The 15748-nt window shown below is 73.4% G+C and carries 14 protein-coding genes; 10 read left to right on the top strand and 4 right to left on the bottom strand.

The window, feature by feature from the left end:
- Positions 1-150 precede the first annotated feature (150 nt).
- Both ACZ60Q_RS06565 and ACZ60Q_RS06560 read left to right on the top strand, forming a co-directional pair.
- The gene (locus ACZ60Q_RS06565) at positions 151-978 is read left to right on the top strand and encodes an enoyl-CoA hydratase family protein (protein ID WP_469629281.1); all 828 of its coding nucleotides are present in this window, start codon (positions 151-153) and stop codon (positions 976-978) included.
- Positions 979-1085: 107 nt separating this feature from the next.
- A complete protein-coding gene (locus ACZ60Q_RS06560) occupies positions 1086-3356 on the top strand; it encodes a bifunctional salicylyl-CoA 5-hydroxylase/oxidoreductase (RefSeq protein WP_469629561.1) in 2271 nt (756 codons plus the stop codon).
- On the opposite strand, the gene ACZ60Q_RS06555 is transcribed toward ACZ60Q_RS06560, so the two are convergent.
- The 4 genes from ACZ60Q_RS06555 to ACZ60Q_RS06540 are packed head-to-tail and all read right to left on the bottom strand — an operon-like array spanning position 3343 to position 7271.
- A complete protein-coding gene (locus ACZ60Q_RS06555) occupies positions 3343-3822 on the bottom strand; it encodes a hypothetical protein (protein ID WP_469629559.1) in 480 nt (159 codons plus the stop codon). The two genes, ACZ60Q_RS06560 and ACZ60Q_RS06555, sit on opposite strands and share 14 nt — an antisense overlap.
- Before the next feature lie 41 nt (positions 3823-3863).
- Positions 3864-4694 (bottom strand): GNAT family N-acetyltransferase, encoded by an 831-nt coding sequence (locus ACZ60Q_RS06550; protein WP_469629278.1) that lies wholly within the window; start codon positions 4692-4694, stop codon positions 3864-3866.
- A 57-nt stretch (positions 4695-4751) separates the two neighbouring features.
- A complete protein-coding gene (locus tag ACZ60Q_RS06545) occupies positions 4752-5573 on the bottom strand; it encodes a PaaX family transcriptional regulator (RefSeq protein WP_469629275.1) in 822 nt (273 codons plus the stop codon).
- A 9-nt stretch (positions 5574-5582) separates the two neighbouring features.
- Positions 5583-7271 (bottom strand): AMP-binding protein, encoded by a 1689-nt coding sequence (locus ACZ60Q_RS06540; RefSeq protein WP_469629272.1) that lies wholly within the window; start codon positions 7269-7271, stop codon positions 5583-5585.
- A 162-nt stretch (positions 7272-7433) separates the two neighbouring features.
- Here ACZ60Q_RS06540 and ACZ60Q_RS06535 point away from each other — a divergent pair, with 162 nt between their 5' ends.
- From ACZ60Q_RS06535 to mnhG, 8 genes are all read left to right on the top strand, one after another.
- Positions 7434-8678 (top strand): acyl-CoA dehydrogenase family protein, encoded by a 1245-nt coding sequence (locus ACZ60Q_RS06535; protein ID WP_469629270.1) that lies wholly within the window; start codon positions 7434-7436, stop codon positions 8676-8678.
- Positions 8675-9076, top strand: a complete 402-nt coding sequence (locus tag ACZ60Q_RS06530) for a RidA family protein (RefSeq protein ID WP_469629268.1) — start codon at positions 8675-8677, stop codon at positions 9074-9076. Before ACZ60Q_RS06535 ends, ACZ60Q_RS06530 begins: the two co-directional genes overlap by 4 nt.
- Positions 9077-9267: 191 nt before the next feature.
- Positions 9268-12171, top strand: coding sequence for a Na+/H+ antiporter subunit A (locus ACZ60Q_RS06525; protein WP_469629265.1), 2904 nt, complete (start codon positions 9268-9270; stop codon positions 12169-12171).
- On the top strand, positions 12168-12785 hold the full coding sequence (locus ACZ60Q_RS06520; protein ID WP_469629262.1) for a Na(+)/H(+) antiporter subunit C: 618 nt from the start codon (positions 12168-12170) through the stop codon (positions 12783-12785). Before ACZ60Q_RS06525 ends, ACZ60Q_RS06520 begins: the two co-directional genes overlap by 4 nt.
- Positions 12782-14434 carry a Na+/H+ antiporter subunit D gene (locus tag ACZ60Q_RS06515; RefSeq protein WP_469629260.1) on the top strand — a complete coding sequence of 551 codons (1653 nt, stop codon included), beginning with the start codon at positions 12782-12784 and terminating at the stop codon, positions 14432-14434. The genes ACZ60Q_RS06520 and ACZ60Q_RS06515 overlap by 4 nt, the downstream gene beginning before the upstream one ends.
- The gene (locus tag ACZ60Q_RS06510) at positions 14431-15060 is read left to right on the top strand and encodes a Na+/H+ antiporter subunit E (RefSeq protein ID WP_469629257.1); all 630 of its coding nucleotides are present in this window, start codon (positions 14431-14433) and stop codon (positions 15058-15060) included. The genes ACZ60Q_RS06515 and ACZ60Q_RS06510 overlap by 4 nt, the downstream gene beginning before the upstream one ends.
- Positions 15057-15380, top strand: coding sequence for an MrpF/PhaF family protein (locus tag ACZ60Q_RS06505; RefSeq protein WP_469629254.1), 324 nt, complete (start codon positions 15057-15059; stop codon positions 15378-15380). The genes ACZ60Q_RS06510 and ACZ60Q_RS06505 overlap by 4 nt, the downstream gene beginning before the upstream one ends.
- A complete protein-coding gene (gene mnhG, locus ACZ60Q_RS06500; RefSeq protein WP_469629251.1) occupies positions 15377-15730 on the top strand; it encodes a monovalent cation/H(+) antiporter subunit G in 354 nt (117 codons plus the stop codon). The genes ACZ60Q_RS06505 and mnhG overlap by 4 nt, the downstream gene beginning before the upstream one ends.
- The last annotated feature ends 18 nt before the right edge of the window (positions 15731-15748 follow it).

The following is a 15748-nucleotide window of genomic DNA, read 5'->3' as shown; positions in this document are numbered from 1 at the left end:
GGCCGGAGCAAAGGGGACTTTCGCCACAACAGTCTCATGGATGCTGTATAGCGATCTCGTGACGGAAGTCACGTAAGAGTGATAACTTCGGAGGCGGAACGCGACCCGCGCACGGCCGGCACCAGCCCGATCGCTGAAGGGGACCCCTCCATGAGCCCGTTTCCCAGCTCGGCCCCGAGCGCCGAGGAATGGCGTCATCTGCGGCTGACCCGGGACGACGGTGTGGCCACCGTCACATTCGCCCGCCCCGAGAAGCTCAACGCGCTCACCTTCGGCGCCTACGCGGATCTGCGCGACCTCCTCGCCGAGCTCTCCCGGGAACGTTCCGTCCGCGCCCTCGTCCTGGCCGGTGAGGGGCGCGGCTTCTGCTCCGGCGGTGACGTCGACGAGATCATCGGCGCCACCCTGGCGATGGACACCGCGCAACTCCTCGACTTCAACCGGATGACCGGACAGGTCGTCCGGGCCCTGCGGGAGTGCCCCTTCCCCGTCGTCGCCGCCGTCCACGGCGTCGCCGCCGGCGCAGGCGCCGTGCTGGCCCTGGCGGCGGACTTCCGGATCGCCGACGCGTCGGCCCGCTTCTCCTTTCTCTTCACCCGGGTCGGCCTCTCCGGCGGCGACATGGGCGCGGCCTACCTGCTGCCCCGGATCGTCGGCCTCGGCCACGCCACCCGGCTCCTGATGCTCGGGGACGCCGTCCGCGCCCCCGAGGCGGAGCGGATCGGGCTGATCAGCGAACTGGCCGAGGAGGGGAAGGCCGACGAGCGCGCCGCCGAGCTGGCCCGTCGCCTCGCGGACGGCCCGGCCCTCGCGCTCGCCCAGACCAAGGCCCTGCTCACCGCCGAGCTCGATATGCCGCTCGCCGCCTCCGTCGAGCTGGACGCCAACACCCAGGCCCTCCTGATGCACGGCGAGGACTACGCCGAGTTCCACGCGGCCTTCACCGAGAAGCGCCCGCCGACGTGGCGGGGGAGGTAGCCGTGCCGGCCGCCGGAGCGACCCGGCGCCCGGGCGCCGCTGCGCCGGCCACCGGAACCACCACGCGCCCGGACGCCGCGACCACTGCCCGCCGGTGCCCCTCGGCCGTGCGCCGGGTCGCGGTCGTCGGCGGCGGCCCTGGCGGGCTCTACGCCGCTGCCCTCCTCAAGCGGCTCGACCCGGACCGCGCCGTCACCGTCTTCGAGCGCAACGCCCCCGACGACACCTTCGGTTTCGGGGTCGTCCTCTCCGACGAAACCCTGGGCGGCATCGAACACGCCGACCCCGAGGTGTACCGGGCGCTGAGAGCCGAGTTCGTCCGCTGGGACACCATCGACATCGTCCATCGCGGCCGGACGCACACCTCCGCCGGCCACGGCTTCGCCGCCCTCGGCCGCCGCCGGCTCCTGGAGATCCTGCACGGGCGCTGCGCCGGCCTCGGCGTCGACCTCCGCTTCCGTGCCGGGGCCCCGCCCGCCGCCGAGCTCGCCGCCCAGCACGACCTGGTCATCGCCGCCGACGGGGTGCACAGCACCACCCGCGCGGCCCATGCCGACACCTTCGGCCCCAGCGTCACCGAACACCGCAACCGCTACATCTGGCTCGCCGCCGGCTTCGCGCTCGACGCCTTCCGCTTCGAGATCGCCGAAACCCCGCACGGTGTCATGCAGTTGCACGGATACCCGTACGCGGCGGACGCCTCCACCGTCATCGTCGAGATGCGGGAGGAGGTCTGGCGCGCCGCCGGGCTCGACACCTGTGACGCGGCCGAATCCGCCGACCGCTGCGCCGCGTTCTTCGCCGAGGCGCTGGACAGCCGCCCCCTGCGCGGCAACGGGTCCTCCTGGCTCGCCTTTCGCACGGTAGTCAACTCCCGTTGGTCCCACGGGAACACGGTGCTCATCGGCGACGCGGCCCACACCGCCCACTTCTCCATCGGCTCCGGCACCAAGCTCGCCGTCGAGGACGCCCTGGCACTGGCCGCCCGCGTCGAGGAACAGCCGAACCTGCCCGCGGCGCTGGCGGCGTACGAGGCCGAGCGCCGCCCGGTCGTCGCCTCCGCCCAGCGGGCCGCCGCCGCCAGCCTGCACTGGTTCGAGGAGCTGGCCACCTACGTCGACCAGCCGCCCCGGCGCTTCGCGTTCAACCTGCTCACCCGCAGCCGCCGGGTCACCCACGGCAACCTCCGACTGCGCGACGCCACGTTCACCGCCGCGGTCGAGGAGGAGTTCGGCTGCCCACCGGACACCCCGCCGATGTTCACCCCGCTGCGCCTGCGCGGCCTCGAACTGCGCAACCGCGTCGTCGTCTCCCCCATGGACATGTACTCGGCGGTCGACGGACTCCCCGCCGACTTCCACCTCGTCCACCTCGGGGCCCGTGCGCTCGGCGGAGCCGGACTCACCATGACCGAGATGGTCTGCGTCAGCCCCGAGGGCCGCATCACCCCCGGCTGCACCGGCCTGTGGAACGACGAACAGTCCACCGCCTGGCGGCGGATCACCGACTTCGTCCACACCTGCGCCCCCGGCGCCGCCATCGGCGTGCAGCTTGGCCACTCCGGCCGCAAGGGCTCCACGAAGCTGATGTGGGAAGGCATCGACCAGCCCCTGGACAGCGGAAACTGGCCGCTGAGGGCTGCCTCTCCGCTCCCGTACGAGCCCGGCGTCAGCCAGGTCCCGGCGGAGCTGGACCGGACCGGAATGCTCGCCGTGCGCGAGGAGTTCGTGGCAGCCGCCCGGCGCGCCGCCGACTGCGGCTTCGACCTCCTGGAACTCCACTGCGCCCACGGCTACCTGCTCTCCGGATTCCTCTCCCCGCTCACCAACCGCCGCACCGACGCCTACGGCGGAGCACTCGCCGGGCGGCTCCGCTTCCCCCTGGAGGTCTTCGACGCCGTACGCGAAGTCTGGCCGCGAGGAAGGCCGATGACCGTGCGGATCTCCGCCACCGACTGGACCGAGGGTGGCACCGGAGCCGAGGACGCCGTCAGAATCGCCCGCGCCTTCGCCGACCACGGGGCCGACGCCATCGACGTCTCCACCGGCCAGGTCGTGACCGAGGAGCGCCCCGAGTACGGCCGCTCCTACCAGACCCCGTACGCCGACCGAATCCGCAACACCGTCGGCGTCCCCGTCATCGCGGTCGGCGCGATCTCCTCCTGGGACGATGTCAACTCCCTGCTCCTGGCGGGCCGCGCCGACCTCTGTGCCCTGGCCCGCCCCCATCTGTACGACCCGCACTGGACCCTGCACGCGGCGGCCGAACAGGGCTACAGCGGGCCCGGCGCTCCCTGGCCCCTTCCGTACGGCGCGGGCAGTCGCCCCCCGCCCACCGGCCGCACCGACGGACCGAAGCCCCGGCTCACGCCGGGCTGAGGCAGCCGTGGCACCGGCAGGGGACCGGGTGCGGAGCTCCGCCCCAGTGCTCCTCGCGGTACCGCGGCGCCAGGCGCCCGAGCAGGGCGGCCAGCTCCTCGGCGTGCTCCCGCGTGGCCCATGAACCGTCGACGCCCACCGCCCTCACGCGGCGCAGTACCGCCGGGCTGTACACCGCGACGGGCCGGAAGGTGTGGAGGTTGCGGGTCGCCATGTCGATGGTGGTGTACGCACCGGTGTGCCGGCCGCGTCCGACGATGGTCAACTGCTCGTGCCCCATGCCCGGGCAGGTGTCGACGACATGCACCTTCGACCCGCCCCGGTACGACTTGGTCCCGGGCCGCAGTTCCTGCCCGCCGTCCCCGTACCGCCGCCACCGCACCACGTTCGCGGCGACGAGCCACAGCGGCTCCGCCGTCACGGACGCCGCGGTCGAGGAATCCGCGGTCACGGGCTCATCGGTCACGGCCTCATCGGCCGTGGGCCCCTCGGTCGCGGGCTCCGCCGTCACGGGTTCCTCCTCAACAGCAGCCGGTCCGCCACCGGTTCGTAGCCGATGCGCAGATACACACCGTTGCTCGTCGGGTTGGCGAGGTCGGTGAACAGCACGACCTCCGAAGCTCCCGCCTCCCGTGCCGCCCGGCCGGCCTCGTCCGTCACGGCGGCCGCGTACCCCCGGCCGCGAAGCTCCGGCGGGGTGTACACCAACGTCACCCGCACCGTGTCCGCCAGCAGCCGGGAGCGCCCCGCGAGAGCCACTGGGGCCCCTCCGCTCTCCCAGAGGGTGAGCGACCCGCGTTCCGTGCCCTCGTCCACCAGCCACTCGGCCGAGGACTTCGACTGCCCGGTCGTGTCGGCGAACCCGTGCACCCACTCCACGAGCAGCGCCCTGTCCGCCCGCGCCGCCGCCCTGGCCCGGCCCTCCGGCGCGGGGGAGGGCGGCCGCGGCGGGCCCAGTCGGTACAGCCGCTGCTCCTGCTCGGTCCGGTAGCTGGGGAGCCGGGCGGCCAGCAGCGCCGCGGTGTCCCGGTCCGCGTTGACGGCGGTCAGATCCGGGCTCGCTCCCAGGGCTTCCGCCAGCGGTCCCACCGCCTCCGCGGGGACGGCGTTCAGCAGCGCCGGATGCGGCGGAGTGCGCACCAGGGTCCCCGCCACCGCCCCGTCCGCCCCGCGCCACCAGCCGAGCACCGGATCACCCCCGCCGTAGTGATGCGGGCCCGCACGCCTCAGCCGCTCGGTGACCGTCAGCGCCACCGTGTGCTCGACGGGCCGCGCGGCGAGCGAGGCGCCGGCCACGGCGAGGAACGTTCCGGCGTCATGCGTGAAGGTCCAGGTCATGCCTCATCCTGCCCGTGGGCCGGAGCCGGCGGCACCTGGATTTCACCCCGGCGGGGGTCACGGCCGCACGTAGCGCTCCCCGGCGTCCCGCAGCCGCTCGTGCAGCCGGCCGAACACCTCCGCCGACCGGCCGCCCGGCCAGCCCCCGGGCAGCAGCTCCGACGGCAGCCCCGGGTCGGCGTAGGGGAGTTGCCGCCACGAGTCCAGGGCCAGCAGGTAGTCCCGGTAGGCGGTCTGCGAGCGGGGTGCTTCGTCGGCGTCCCCGGACGCCTCCCAGTCCCGCAGCACCGGCTCGTGCAGTTCCAGGAACTCGTGGTGCAGACGCGCCACCGCCGACAGGTCCCACCATCGGGCCACCGCCTCGCGGGTGCCGGCGAAACCGAGGTGCTCGCCGCGGAACAGGTCCACGTACGGGGCGAGTCCGAGCCGCTCCAGGGTGTGCCGGGTCTCCTCGTACAGCGCGGCCGGCGCGATCCACACCCCGGGCGCGGCCGTGCCGAAGCCGAGCCGGGCCAGCCGGGAGCGCAGCAGATGGCGCTTGTTGCGCTCGGCCTCGGGCACGGAGAACACCGCGAGCACCCAGCCGTCGGCGAGCCGCGGTGCGGGCCGCCCGTAGATCCGCCGGTCCCCGTCGTCCAGCAGTTGCCGGGCGTCCGGCGACAGCGCGTACCCCGCCGAACCGTCCGCCGCACGGGCGGCCACCAGCAGCCCGCGCCGCTTCAGCCGCGAGACGCAGGAGCGTACCGAGGGGGCGTCGACGCCCACGGCGTGCAGCAGACGGATCAGCTCCGACACCGCGAACGGGGCGCCGTCCGGCGGGCGGCCGTAGGCGCCGTAGAGCGTGATGATCAGGGATCGGGGGGTGCGCAGCTCGGCCACGTGATCACTCTAGAGCCGGTGGTCCCGGAGCAGGAAACGCTGGAGCTTGCCGGTCGCCGTACGGGGGAGAGAGGCGTGGAACACGAAGACCCGCGGGCACTTGTGCGGGGCCAGGTTGGCCTTCATATGGGCGCGTAGCGCGTCCGCGGTCTGCTCCGAGCCCTCCCGCAGCACCACGTGCGCCACCACGATCTCGCCGCGCAGTTCGTCCGCCCGGCCCACCACGGCGGCCTCCGCGACCTCCGGATGGCGCAGCAGGGCGTCCTCCACCTCGGGGCCCGCGATGTTGTGGCCGGAGGAGATGATCATGTCGTCGGCGCGGGCCACGTAGCGGAAGTAGCCGTCCGGTTCGCGGACGAAGGTGTCGCCGGTCATGTTCCAGCCGTGCTGGACGTACTCCGTCTGCCGGGGGTCGGCGAGATAGCGGCAGCCGACCGGGCCGCGCACGGCGAGCAGCCCCGCCTCACCGTCGGGCAGTTCGTCCCCGTGTTCGTCGACCACCCGGGCCTGCCAGCCCGGCACGGGCACCCCCGTCGTGCCCGGCCGGATCGCGTCGTCGGCGGCGGAGATGAAGATGTGCAGCAGTTCGGTGGCCCCGATGCCGTTGATGATGCGCAGCCCCGTCGCCTCGTACCAGGCCCGCCAGGTCGCCGCCGGCAGGTTCTCCCCGGCCGACACACAACGCCGCAGCGCCGAGAGATCGTGCCCGCCCACCTGCCCGAGCATCGCGCGGTAGGCCGTCGGGGCGGTGAACAGTACCGAGACCCGGTGCCGGGCCAGCGCGGGCAGCAGCTGCCGCGGGCCCGCCTGTTCCAGCAGCAGTGTCGAGGCCCCGGCCCGCAGCGGGAAGACCAGCAGCCCGCCCAGGCCGAACGTGAAGCCCAGCGGCGGACTGCCCGCGAACACGTCGTCGGCCGAGGGGCGCAGCACGTGCCGGGAGAAGGTGTCGGCGATGGCCAGGAGGTCCCGGTGCAGGTGCATGCAGCCCTTGGGCCGCCCGGTGGTCCCCGAGGTGAACGCGATGAGCGCGACCTCGTCGGCGGCCGTGTCCACCGCCCGGTACGGGCCGGTCCTGGCCTCGGCCAGCCGGGTCAGGTCCCCGGGCGCGTCCCCGCCGAACAAGGTGACCCGCAGGCCGTCCACGTCCGCCTCCGCCAGGTCCCGCACCGACCGGGCGTCGCACAGGGCGTGGCCGATCCGCGCCAGCGAGCAGATGGCTGCCAGCTCCGCCGCGCGCGCCTGCGCGAGTACGGTGACGGCGACCGCGCCCGCCTTCATGACGGCGAGCCAGCAGGCGGCCAGCCAGGGCGTCGTCGGCCCGCGCAGCAGCACCCGGTTGCCCGGCACGACACCCAGGTCCTCCGTCAGCACCTGGGCGATGCGGTCCACCGTCTCCCGCAGCTCGCCGTAGCTCCAGACGCTCCCGTCGCCGGAAAGCAGCGCCGGGCGGTCCGCGCCCCGTTCCTCGACGGTGCGGTCCAGCAGTTCGTACCCGCAGTTCAGCCGGTCGGGGTAACGCGGCGCGGGATCGTCCAGGAGGAGCTTTGGCCACTGCTCCGGCGGCGGGAGGTGGTCGCGCGTGAAGGTGTCGGCGTGGGCTCCGGCGGTGCCTGCGGACCGCTCGGGATGCGCGCCGGGGACGCGTACGGACGCGTCGGCGGCGGTTGTGGGCGTGTTCGGCGAGGAATTCGGCTCCATGAAGGATCGCCCCCTTGTCGCCTCTGGAGCGTATCGTTTGGGTGACGGTAGTCAACGGTCCGCGATAAGACATGGCGTGCGATGCGATGCGAGGAGATGCCGAGCGGCGCGAGAGGGCACGCGACAGAGCACGCGAAACGACGCGACAAGAGAGGCGCCGCCATGACGGCATTCTCCCTCGAACCGGAACAAACCGCCTGGTGCGAGGAGCTCCGCACCCTCGCCGCACAGGAGCTGCGCCCGCTGGCGGAGAAGGGAGAGCCCGGGCGCGTCAACCGCCCGCTGCTGGCCGCTCTCGGAGAGCGGGGCCTCCTCGCCCGGATGCTGGGCTCCGGGGCGCTGGACCTGTGCCTGCTGCGTGAGTCCCTGGCCCGGGGCTGCACCGAGGCCGAGACCGCCCTTGCCCTCCAGGGCCTCGGCACCACCCCGATCGTCCAGGCGGGCACCGCCGCCCACCGCGAGCGCTGGCTCCCCGAGGTCCGGGCGGGGCGGGCCGTCGCGGCGTTCGCCCTGAGCGAGCCGGGCGCGGGCTCCGACGCGGCGGCCCTGAGCCTGGCCGCCGAGCACACCCCGGCCGGCTGGGCGCTCACCGGCGAGAAGTGCTGGATCTCCAACGCCCCCGAGGCCGACTTCGCCGTGGTCTTCGCCCGGACGACCCCCGGCGCGGGATCCCGCGGCATCACCGCCTTCCTGGTCCCGTCCGACCGCCCCGGACTCACCGGCTCCCCCCTCGACATGCTCTCCCCGCACCCCATCGGCACCCTGGAGTTCGACGGAGTACCGGTCACCGCCGACGATGTCCTCGGCGAGCCCGACCGGGGCTTCCGCGTCGCGATGAACACCCTCAACCTCTTCCGGCCCAGCGTCGGGGCGTTCGCCGTCGGGATGGCCCGCGCCGCCCTCGACGCGACCCTGGAGCACACGGCCCGGCGCACCGCGTTCGGCGGCCCGCTGAGCGACCTCCAGACCGTCTCGCACCAGGTCGCGGAGATGGCCACCCGCACCGAGGCCGCCCGCCTCCTGGTGTACGCGGCGGCGGCCGCGTACGACGCGGGGGAGAGCGGGGTGCCGCGCCGGGCGGCGATGGCCAAGCTGTACGCCACTGAGACCGCGCAGTACGTCGTCGACGCCGCCGTCCAGCTGCACGGCGCTCGCGCCCTGCGCCGGGGGCATCTGCTCGAACACCTCTACCGCGAGGTCCGCGCGCCGCGGATCTACGAGGGTGCGAGCGAGGTGCAGCGCACCATCATCGCCAAGGAGCTGTACGCGAACGGCTCCCAGCGGTCCGAGCCCCTCGCCCAGCCGCCCCCCGACCAGCAGCGCCATGACCAGCAGCGCCGTGACCAACAGCCCGCCGCCCAGGAGTCCGTGGAACCCGCGGGCCTCACCCAGGAGCCGCCCTCGTGAGTCCGTCCCACCGGATCAATCCGGCCGAACTCTCCCCGCCCACCGGCTTCAGCCACGCGGTCGTCGCCACCGGCGGGCGCCTGGTCTTCCTCGCTGGGCAGACCGCGCTCGACCCGGACGGAAAGGTCGTCGGGGCCACCCTTCCCGTCCAGTTCGCCGTCGCGCTGGGCAATCTGCTCACCGCCCTCGACGCGGCCGGCGGAGCCCCCGCCGACCTCGCCCGGGTCACCGTCCACGCCACGGACATCGCCGACTACCGGTCCCACGCCGCCGAGCTGGGCCGGATCTGGCGCCGGCTCGCGGGACGCGACTATCCGGCGATGGCCGTCATCGGTGTCGCCCGGCTCTGGGACGAGCGGGCGATGGTCGAGATCGACGGGGTCGCGGTCCTGCCGTGAGGGCCGCGACCCCTGCGCCGGAAACGGCGGGGACCGCCGTGCCCCGGGGCTGGAACGCGGCGCCCCGGGGCTGGAACGCGGTGGGCCGGGAGGTGCGCGGCGCGCCGGTCGGGTGAATCGGTCTGAGGGATATATCTGTATTTAGTGCCCTTTATTCCGGATGCCCCACCGCCCGAACCGGACACCCCGCTGTGATCGCGCTCATCGCCGCCCACTTCGCCCTGGCCGCCTGTGCGGGCCCGCTGGTGCACCGGCTCGGCCGACGGGCCTTCGTCGTACTGGCCCTGCCCCCGGCGGCCACCACCGTCTGGGCCTTCACCCGCTGGAACACCGCCGCCTCCGGAGGCGCGGACACCTGGTCCTGGCAGTGGATCCCGGACTACGGCGTCGCCCTCGACCTGCGCCTGGACGCGCTGGCCGAACTGATGGTGCTGCTCGCCGCCGGGGTCGGCGCGCTCGTCCTGCTCTACTGCGCCTCCTACTTCACCGACGACACCCCGCAACTGGGCCGCTTCGCCGGGAATCTGCTCGCCTTCGCGGGCGCGATGCTCGCTCTCGTCCTCGCCGACGACCTGATCACGCTCTATGTGTTCTGGGAGCTGACCACGGTCTTCTCCTACCTGCTGATCGGCCACGGCAGCGAGAACCGGCACAGCCGCCGCTCCGCCCTCCAGGCCCTCGTCGTCACCACGTTCGGCGGCCTCGCCATGCTCGTCGGCTTCCTGATCCTCGGTCAGGCCGCGGGCACCTACCGGATCTCCGCGATCGTCGCCGATCCGCCCGAGGCGACCCTCGCCGTGTCCGTCGCCGTCGTCCTCGTGCTGTGCGGGGCCCTGTCGAAGTCCGCGATCTGGCCGTTCTCCATGTGGCTGCCGAACGCCATGGCCGCACCCACCCCTGTCAGCGCCTATCTGCACGCCGCCGCGATGGTCAAGGCCGGTGTGTACCTGGTCGCCCGGCTCGCCCCCGCCTTCGCCGACGTCCCCGTCTGGAAACCCGTCGTGCTCGTCCTCGGCGGCGCGACCATGCTGCTCGGCGGCTGGCGGGCGCTGCGCCTGAACGACCTCAAGCTCGTCCTCGCCTACGGGACCGTCAGCCAGCTCGGCTTCCTCACCCTGCTCGCCGGGACCGGCAACCGGAACGCCGCCCTCGCCGCCGCCGCGATGATCCTCGGGCACGCCCTCTTCAAGGCCCCGCTGTTCCTCGTCACCGGCATCGTCGACCACGCCGCCGGCACCCGCGACCTGCGCGAACTGTCCGGGGTCGGCCGCTCCCTGCCGTACGTCGCCGGTGTCGCCGTACTCGCCGCCGCCTCCATGGCCGCCCTCCCGCCGCTGCTCGGCTTCGCCGCGAAGGAGGCCGCGTTCGAGGCGCTGCTGCACGGCTCCGCCGCCGACCGGTGGGCGCTGGCCGTCGTCGTCGCGGGGTCCGCGCTGACCACCGCGTACAGCCTGCGGTTCGTCTGGGGCGCGTTCGCCCGCAAGCCCGGTGTGCCCGACACCCCCGTCCACCGCGTCGGGTGGGCCTTCCTCGCCCCGCCCGCCCTGCTCGCCGTCCTCGGCCTCGTCCTCGGCCCCGGCGTCGGCTGGACCGACCGGCTGCTGGGCGCCTACGCCGACACGTTCCCGGCCGACGGGAAGCCGTACCACCTCGCCCTCTGGCACGGATGGGGCACGGTCCTGCTCCTGTCGGCCCTCGCCTGGGCCGCGGGCGCCCTGCTCTTCCTCGGCCGCGCACGCGTCACCCGCCTCTCCCGCCGCATCGCCTGGCCCACCGCCGACAGCGTCTTCGGCCACCTGCTGCTCGGGCAGGAACGTCTCGCCCTCCAGGTCACCGGTTTCATCCAGCGCGGCTCCCTCTCCGTGTACCTCGCCACCACCCTCCTCGTCATGCTCGGCGGGCAGCTCGCCGTCCTCATCGTCGACACCCCCTGGGACGGGGCGGTGCGCCCCCGGCTCTGGGACAATCCGCTCCAGGGCGCGGTCGCCGCCCTGACCTGCGCCGCCGCCCTGCTGTGCCTGACGGTGCGACGGCGCATGAAGGCCGTCGTCCTGGCCGGCCTCACCGGATACGGCGCCGCCCTGCTCTTCGTCGTCCAGGGAGCGCCCGACCTGGCGCTCACCCAGTTCTGCGTCGAGACCGTCTCGATGATCGTCTTCGTGCTGGTGCTGCGCCGGATGCCCGTCCACTTCCAGGAGACCGTCAGCACCTGGCGGCGGGCCGCCCGCATCCCGATGGCCCTCGCGGCGGCGGCCACCGTCGGCGTCGGCATGTGGGTCGCCGCCGCCGCGCGTACAGCCGAACCGGCCGGCGCCGCCATGGTCCAGGAGGTCGCCGACCACGGGCTCAAGGACGTCGTGGCCGCCATCCTCGTCGACCTGCGGGCCTGGGACACGATGGGGGAGTCCGCCGTGCTCGCCGCCGCCGCGATCGGCGTCACCAGCCTCATCTACCTGCACCGCCGCAGCGAGGGCACCATGGCCCAGGAGGAGTTGCGAGGCCGCACCGCCTGGTCCCTGTCGGCGCACCACTCCTCCAGGCTGCCGCAGGACCACGACGCGGCCCCCGAACGCGGCTGGCTGGCCGCCGGAGCTACGCTCGCCCCCGAACACCGCTCGATCGTCTTCGAGGTGGTGGCCCGGCTGCTGTTCCACCCGATCCTCGTGCTCTCGGTCTATCTGCTGTTCTGCGCCGAGAGCCTGCCCGGCGGCGGCTTCGTCGCCGGACTCGTCGCCGGACTGGCCCTGATCACCCGCTACCTGGCTGGCGGCCGCTTCGAACTCGCCGAGGCCGCCCCCCTGCAACCAGGGCTCTTCACCGGCCTCGGCCTCTTCATCTCCACCGGAGTGGGCCTCGTCGGACTCGCCGACGGCACCGTCCTGCACGCCTTCACGTACTACGGAGATCTGCCGGTCTTCGGCACGTACCACCTGAGCACCTCGGTCCTCTTCGACTTCGGCGTCTACCTGCTGGTCCTCGGCGTCGTCCTGGACATCGTGCGGGCCCTCGGCGCCAAGATCGACCGGCAGATCGAACGGGCGGCGGGCGTCCTCACCCCCGAAGGCGGCCCCGAGGCGGGAGGGTCCCGCCGATGACCGTCAGCGCCTCGCTCCTCGCCACCGCCGTCGTGCTCTGCGCCGTCGGCGGCATCCTCATGCTCACCCGCCCGCTGACCCGCATCCTGCTCGGCGCCGTCATCCTCGGCAACGGCATCAATCTGCTGGTCCTCTCCTCCACCGGCCGGGCCGGCGCCGCACCCCTGCTCTACGGGGTGTCCCTGAGCCGGGTCACCGACCCGCTGCCCCAGGCCATCGCGCTGACCGCCATCGTCATCACCCTGGCCACCACCGCCTTCCTGCTGGCCATGGCCTACCGCAGCCACCAGATCACCGGCACCGACGAGGTCCACGACGACCTGGAGGACCGCCGTATCGCACTGCGCGCCGAAGTGCTCGGCGAACGCGCCCAGTTGCGCGAGCAGTTCCGGTCGGGAGCCGAACCCACCGCCGAGGAGCGCGAACGCTACCGGGAGGAGCGCCGCCGGCTCCGCGACCGGCTCCGCGCCGACCGCGCCCGCCAGGCCCGGGGCCGCGACGCCTCCGGCAACCTGTGGAACGACGTGCTGGGCGCGGACCCGGAGGACTACGCACACGACGGCGACGCCAAGGCGGACGACCGCTACCCCCGCGACCGAGGAGCCGACGGATGAACGCGCTCGTCCCCCTGCCGGTGCTGCTGCCCCTGTGCGCCACCGGACTCAGCCTCGCCTTCGGCACCCGCCTGGGGCGTTTCCAGCGCTTCATCAGCGTCGCCGTGCTCGCCGCCGTCACCGCGCTCTCGGTGACCCTCATGATCGCCGCCGACCGGCAGGGCCCGCTCTCCGTCCACCTCGGCGACTTCGCCCCGCCGCTCGGCGTCACCCTGGTCGCCGACCGGCTGTCCGGGCTGATGCTCACGGTCTCCTCGGCCGTCACGCTCTGCGTGCTCGTCTACTCCCTCGGCCAGGGCATGACCGACCGGGACAAGGAGACCCCGCTCGCCGTCTTCCACCCCGCCTATCTGATCCTCGTCGCCGGGGTCTCCTGCACCTTCCTCGCCGGCGACCTCGTCAACCTCTACGTCGGCTTCGAGATCATGCTGGTCGCCAGCTTCGTCCTGCTCACCCTCGGCGGCACCGGACCCCGGATGCGGGCGGGCTCCACCTACGTGATCATCTCGCTGTTCTCCTCGATGCTCTTCCTCACCGCCATCGCCATGACGTACGCGGCCACCGGTACCGCGAACTTCGCCCAGCTCTCGGGGCGGCTGGCCGACCTCCCCGTCGGCGTAGTGACCCTGATCCAGGCGCTGCTGCTGACCGTCTTCGCGATCAAGGCCGCCGCCTTCCCGCTCGCCGCCTGGCTCCCCGACTCCTACCCGACCGCCCCGGCCCCCGTGACCGCGGTCTTCGCCGGGCTGCTCACCAAGGTCGGCGTCTACTGCATGCTGCGCACCGAGACCCTGCTCTTCCCCGGCAACCGCCTCGGCGACCTCCTGATGGCCATCGCGCTGGCCTCGATGGTCGTCGGCATCCTCGGCGCGGTCGCCCAGACCGACCTGAAGCGGCTGCTCTCCTTCACCCTGATCAGCCACATCGGCTACATGGTCTTCGGGATCGGCCTCGCCACCCGGGAGGCGTACGGCGGGGCCATCGTGTACGTCGCCCACCACATCACCGTCCAGACGACCCTGTTCCTCGTCGCCGGGCTCATCGAACGCCGGGGCGGCACCACGGAGCTGACCCGGCTCGGCGGTCTGGCCAGGGCCGCGCCGATGCTCGCCGTGCTGTTCTTCGTCCCGGCGATGAACCTCGCCGGGATCCCCCCGCTGTCCGGCTTCATCGGCAAGCTCGGGCTGATGCGCGCCGGTGTCGCCGACGGCGGCGGCTGGGCCTGGCTGCTGGTCGCGGGCTCGGCGGCCACCAGCCTGCTGACGCTGTACGTGGTCGCCAAGGTCTGGAACCTGGCCTTCTGGCGGGCCGCCCCGCCCGGCCAGGCCGCCGCCGGAACGGTCCTGGAGTCCGGCGACGACAGCGACGAGGACGCGGACGCCGGCCCCGACCGGATCCACGGCACCGGCGACGAGAGCGTCGCACCGGCCCGCCCCCCGGCGGCAGGGGCCGTCGCCGCGACCCTGCACGGACGGGCCGTCACCACCACCGGCCGGCTGCCCGGCCCGATGGTCGCGGCCACCGCGGCGACCATCGCGATCGGTCTCGCCTTCACGGTGCTCGCCGACCCGCTCACCGCCTACACCGACCGTACGGCCGTCGAACTCCTCCAGCGGACCCCCTACATCCAGGAGGTGCTGGGCCGGTGAGACACATCCTGCGCTTCTCCTTCCGCAACGCCGATCTGCCGCCGCTGAGCTGCGAGTTCGGCACCCGGCGCCGACGAGTGCTGGACCTGCCGCTGATCGCCTGGCTCACCCTCATCTGGGTGCTGCTGTGGTCGACGCTGACCTGGGCCAACGTCATCACCGGTCTGGTCGTCTCGGTCGCCGTCTGCCTCGCCTTCCCGCTGCCCCGGGTCGACCTCGGGCTGCGGCTCCACCTCTGGGGCATCCTGCGCCTGGTCGGTTATCTCCTCTACGACATGTACACCTCCGGGGTGAGGGTCACCCGGCAGATCTTCATCGGCCTGCCGCATCGGGCCGCCGTGATCGGGGTGCCCCTGCGCTGCCGCAGCGACCTGATGCTCGCGGCCACCGCCGTCGCCGTCTCCAACGTCCCCGGCGGCTCCATCATCGAGGTGCGCCGGGCCACCGCCACCGTCTTCGTGCACGTCCTGGAGGCCGACCGCCCCGAGGAGCTCGAAGCCGCCCGGCGCCAGGTGTGGCGGATCGAGGAACTGACCGTACGGGCCTTCGGCACCCCCGACGAGATCGCCCGGGTCGCCGAACCCCCGCCACCGCACCGGCCCGCCGCCGAAAGGCCCGCACCATGACCGCGCCCGAACAGGTCGACCGCGTCCTGCTGACCGCCGCCGTCGTCCTGCTCCTGATCGCCGGTGCCCTGTTGCTGGCCCGGATCTGGCGGGGCCCCTCCATGCTGGACCGGGCGATCTCGCTGGACGTCTGCGCCGCCCTGATCATCGCCGGACTCGCCGCCAAATCGGCTTTCGCCCGGGACCCGTTCTACTTCCCGATCATGCTGGTACTGGCGTTCCTCGGGTTCACCGGGTCGGTGGGCATCGCCCGCTTCATCGCCGTACGCGACCGGCCCCGTCCCCCGCACCCCGACGACGCCCAGGAGGGCCCGCGGTGAGTCTCTGGCTCCAGATCGTCGATACGGCCGGCGCCGCGCTGCTCCTCATCGGCGCCGCGATCTCTCTGCTCGGGGTGATCGGCATGATCCGGCTGCCCGACGTCCTCTCCCGCAGCCACGCGGCGACCAAGCCGCAGACGCTCGGCATGATCCTGGTGCTGGCCGGGGTCGCGCTGAGGCTGCGCAGCGGCATGGACCTCGCGACCCTCGGTCTCATCGCCTTCTTCCAGATGCTCACCGGCCCGGTGGCCTCGCACCTGGTGGCCCGTTCCGCGTACCGTACGGGCCAGGTCGATCACGGCGAGCTGCTCTTCGACGAACTCGACGAGCAGCTCACCGACGGCAAGTGAGCGTCCGCGGCGGCGGGT

Source organism: Streptomyces sp. NPDC104313, from assembly GCF_055583985.1.
Note: the sequence above shows the minus strand (reverse complement) of the source record. Positions and strands in the feature narration are given on the sequence as shown.

What these genes read in the sequence shown, in the direction of transcription:
- ACZ60Q_RS06565 (WP_469629281.1), top strand. Translation starts at nt 151, where the DNA reads ATGAGCCCGTTTCCCAGCTCGGCCCCGAGCGCCGAGGAATGGCGTCAT.
- ACZ60Q_RS06550 (WP_469629278.1), bottom strand. Translation starts at nt 4,694, where the DNA reads ATGACCTGGACCTTCACGCATGACGCCGGAACGTTCCTCGCCGTGGCC.
- ACZ60Q_RS06540 (WP_469629272.1), bottom strand. Translation starts at nt 7,271, where the DNA reads ATGGAGCCGAATTCCTCGCCGAACACGCCCACAACCGCCGCCGACGCG.
- ACZ60Q_RS06535 (WP_469629270.1), top strand. Translation starts at nt 7,434, where the DNA reads ATGACGGCATTCTCCCTCGAACCGGAACAAACCGCCTGGTGCGAGGAG.
- ACZ60Q_RS06520 (WP_469629262.1), top strand. Translation starts at nt 12,168, where the DNA reads ATGACCGTCAGCGCCTCGCTCCTCGCCACCGCCGTCGTGCTCTGCGCC.
- ACZ60Q_RS06515 (WP_469629260.1), top strand. Translation starts at nt 12,782, where the DNA reads ATGAACGCGCTCGTCCCCCTGCCGGTGCTGCTGCCCCTGTGCGCCACC.
- ACZ60Q_RS06505 (WP_469629254.1), top strand. Translation starts at nt 15,057, where the DNA reads ATGACCGCGCCCGAACAGGTCGACCGCGTCCTGCTGACCGCCGCCGTC.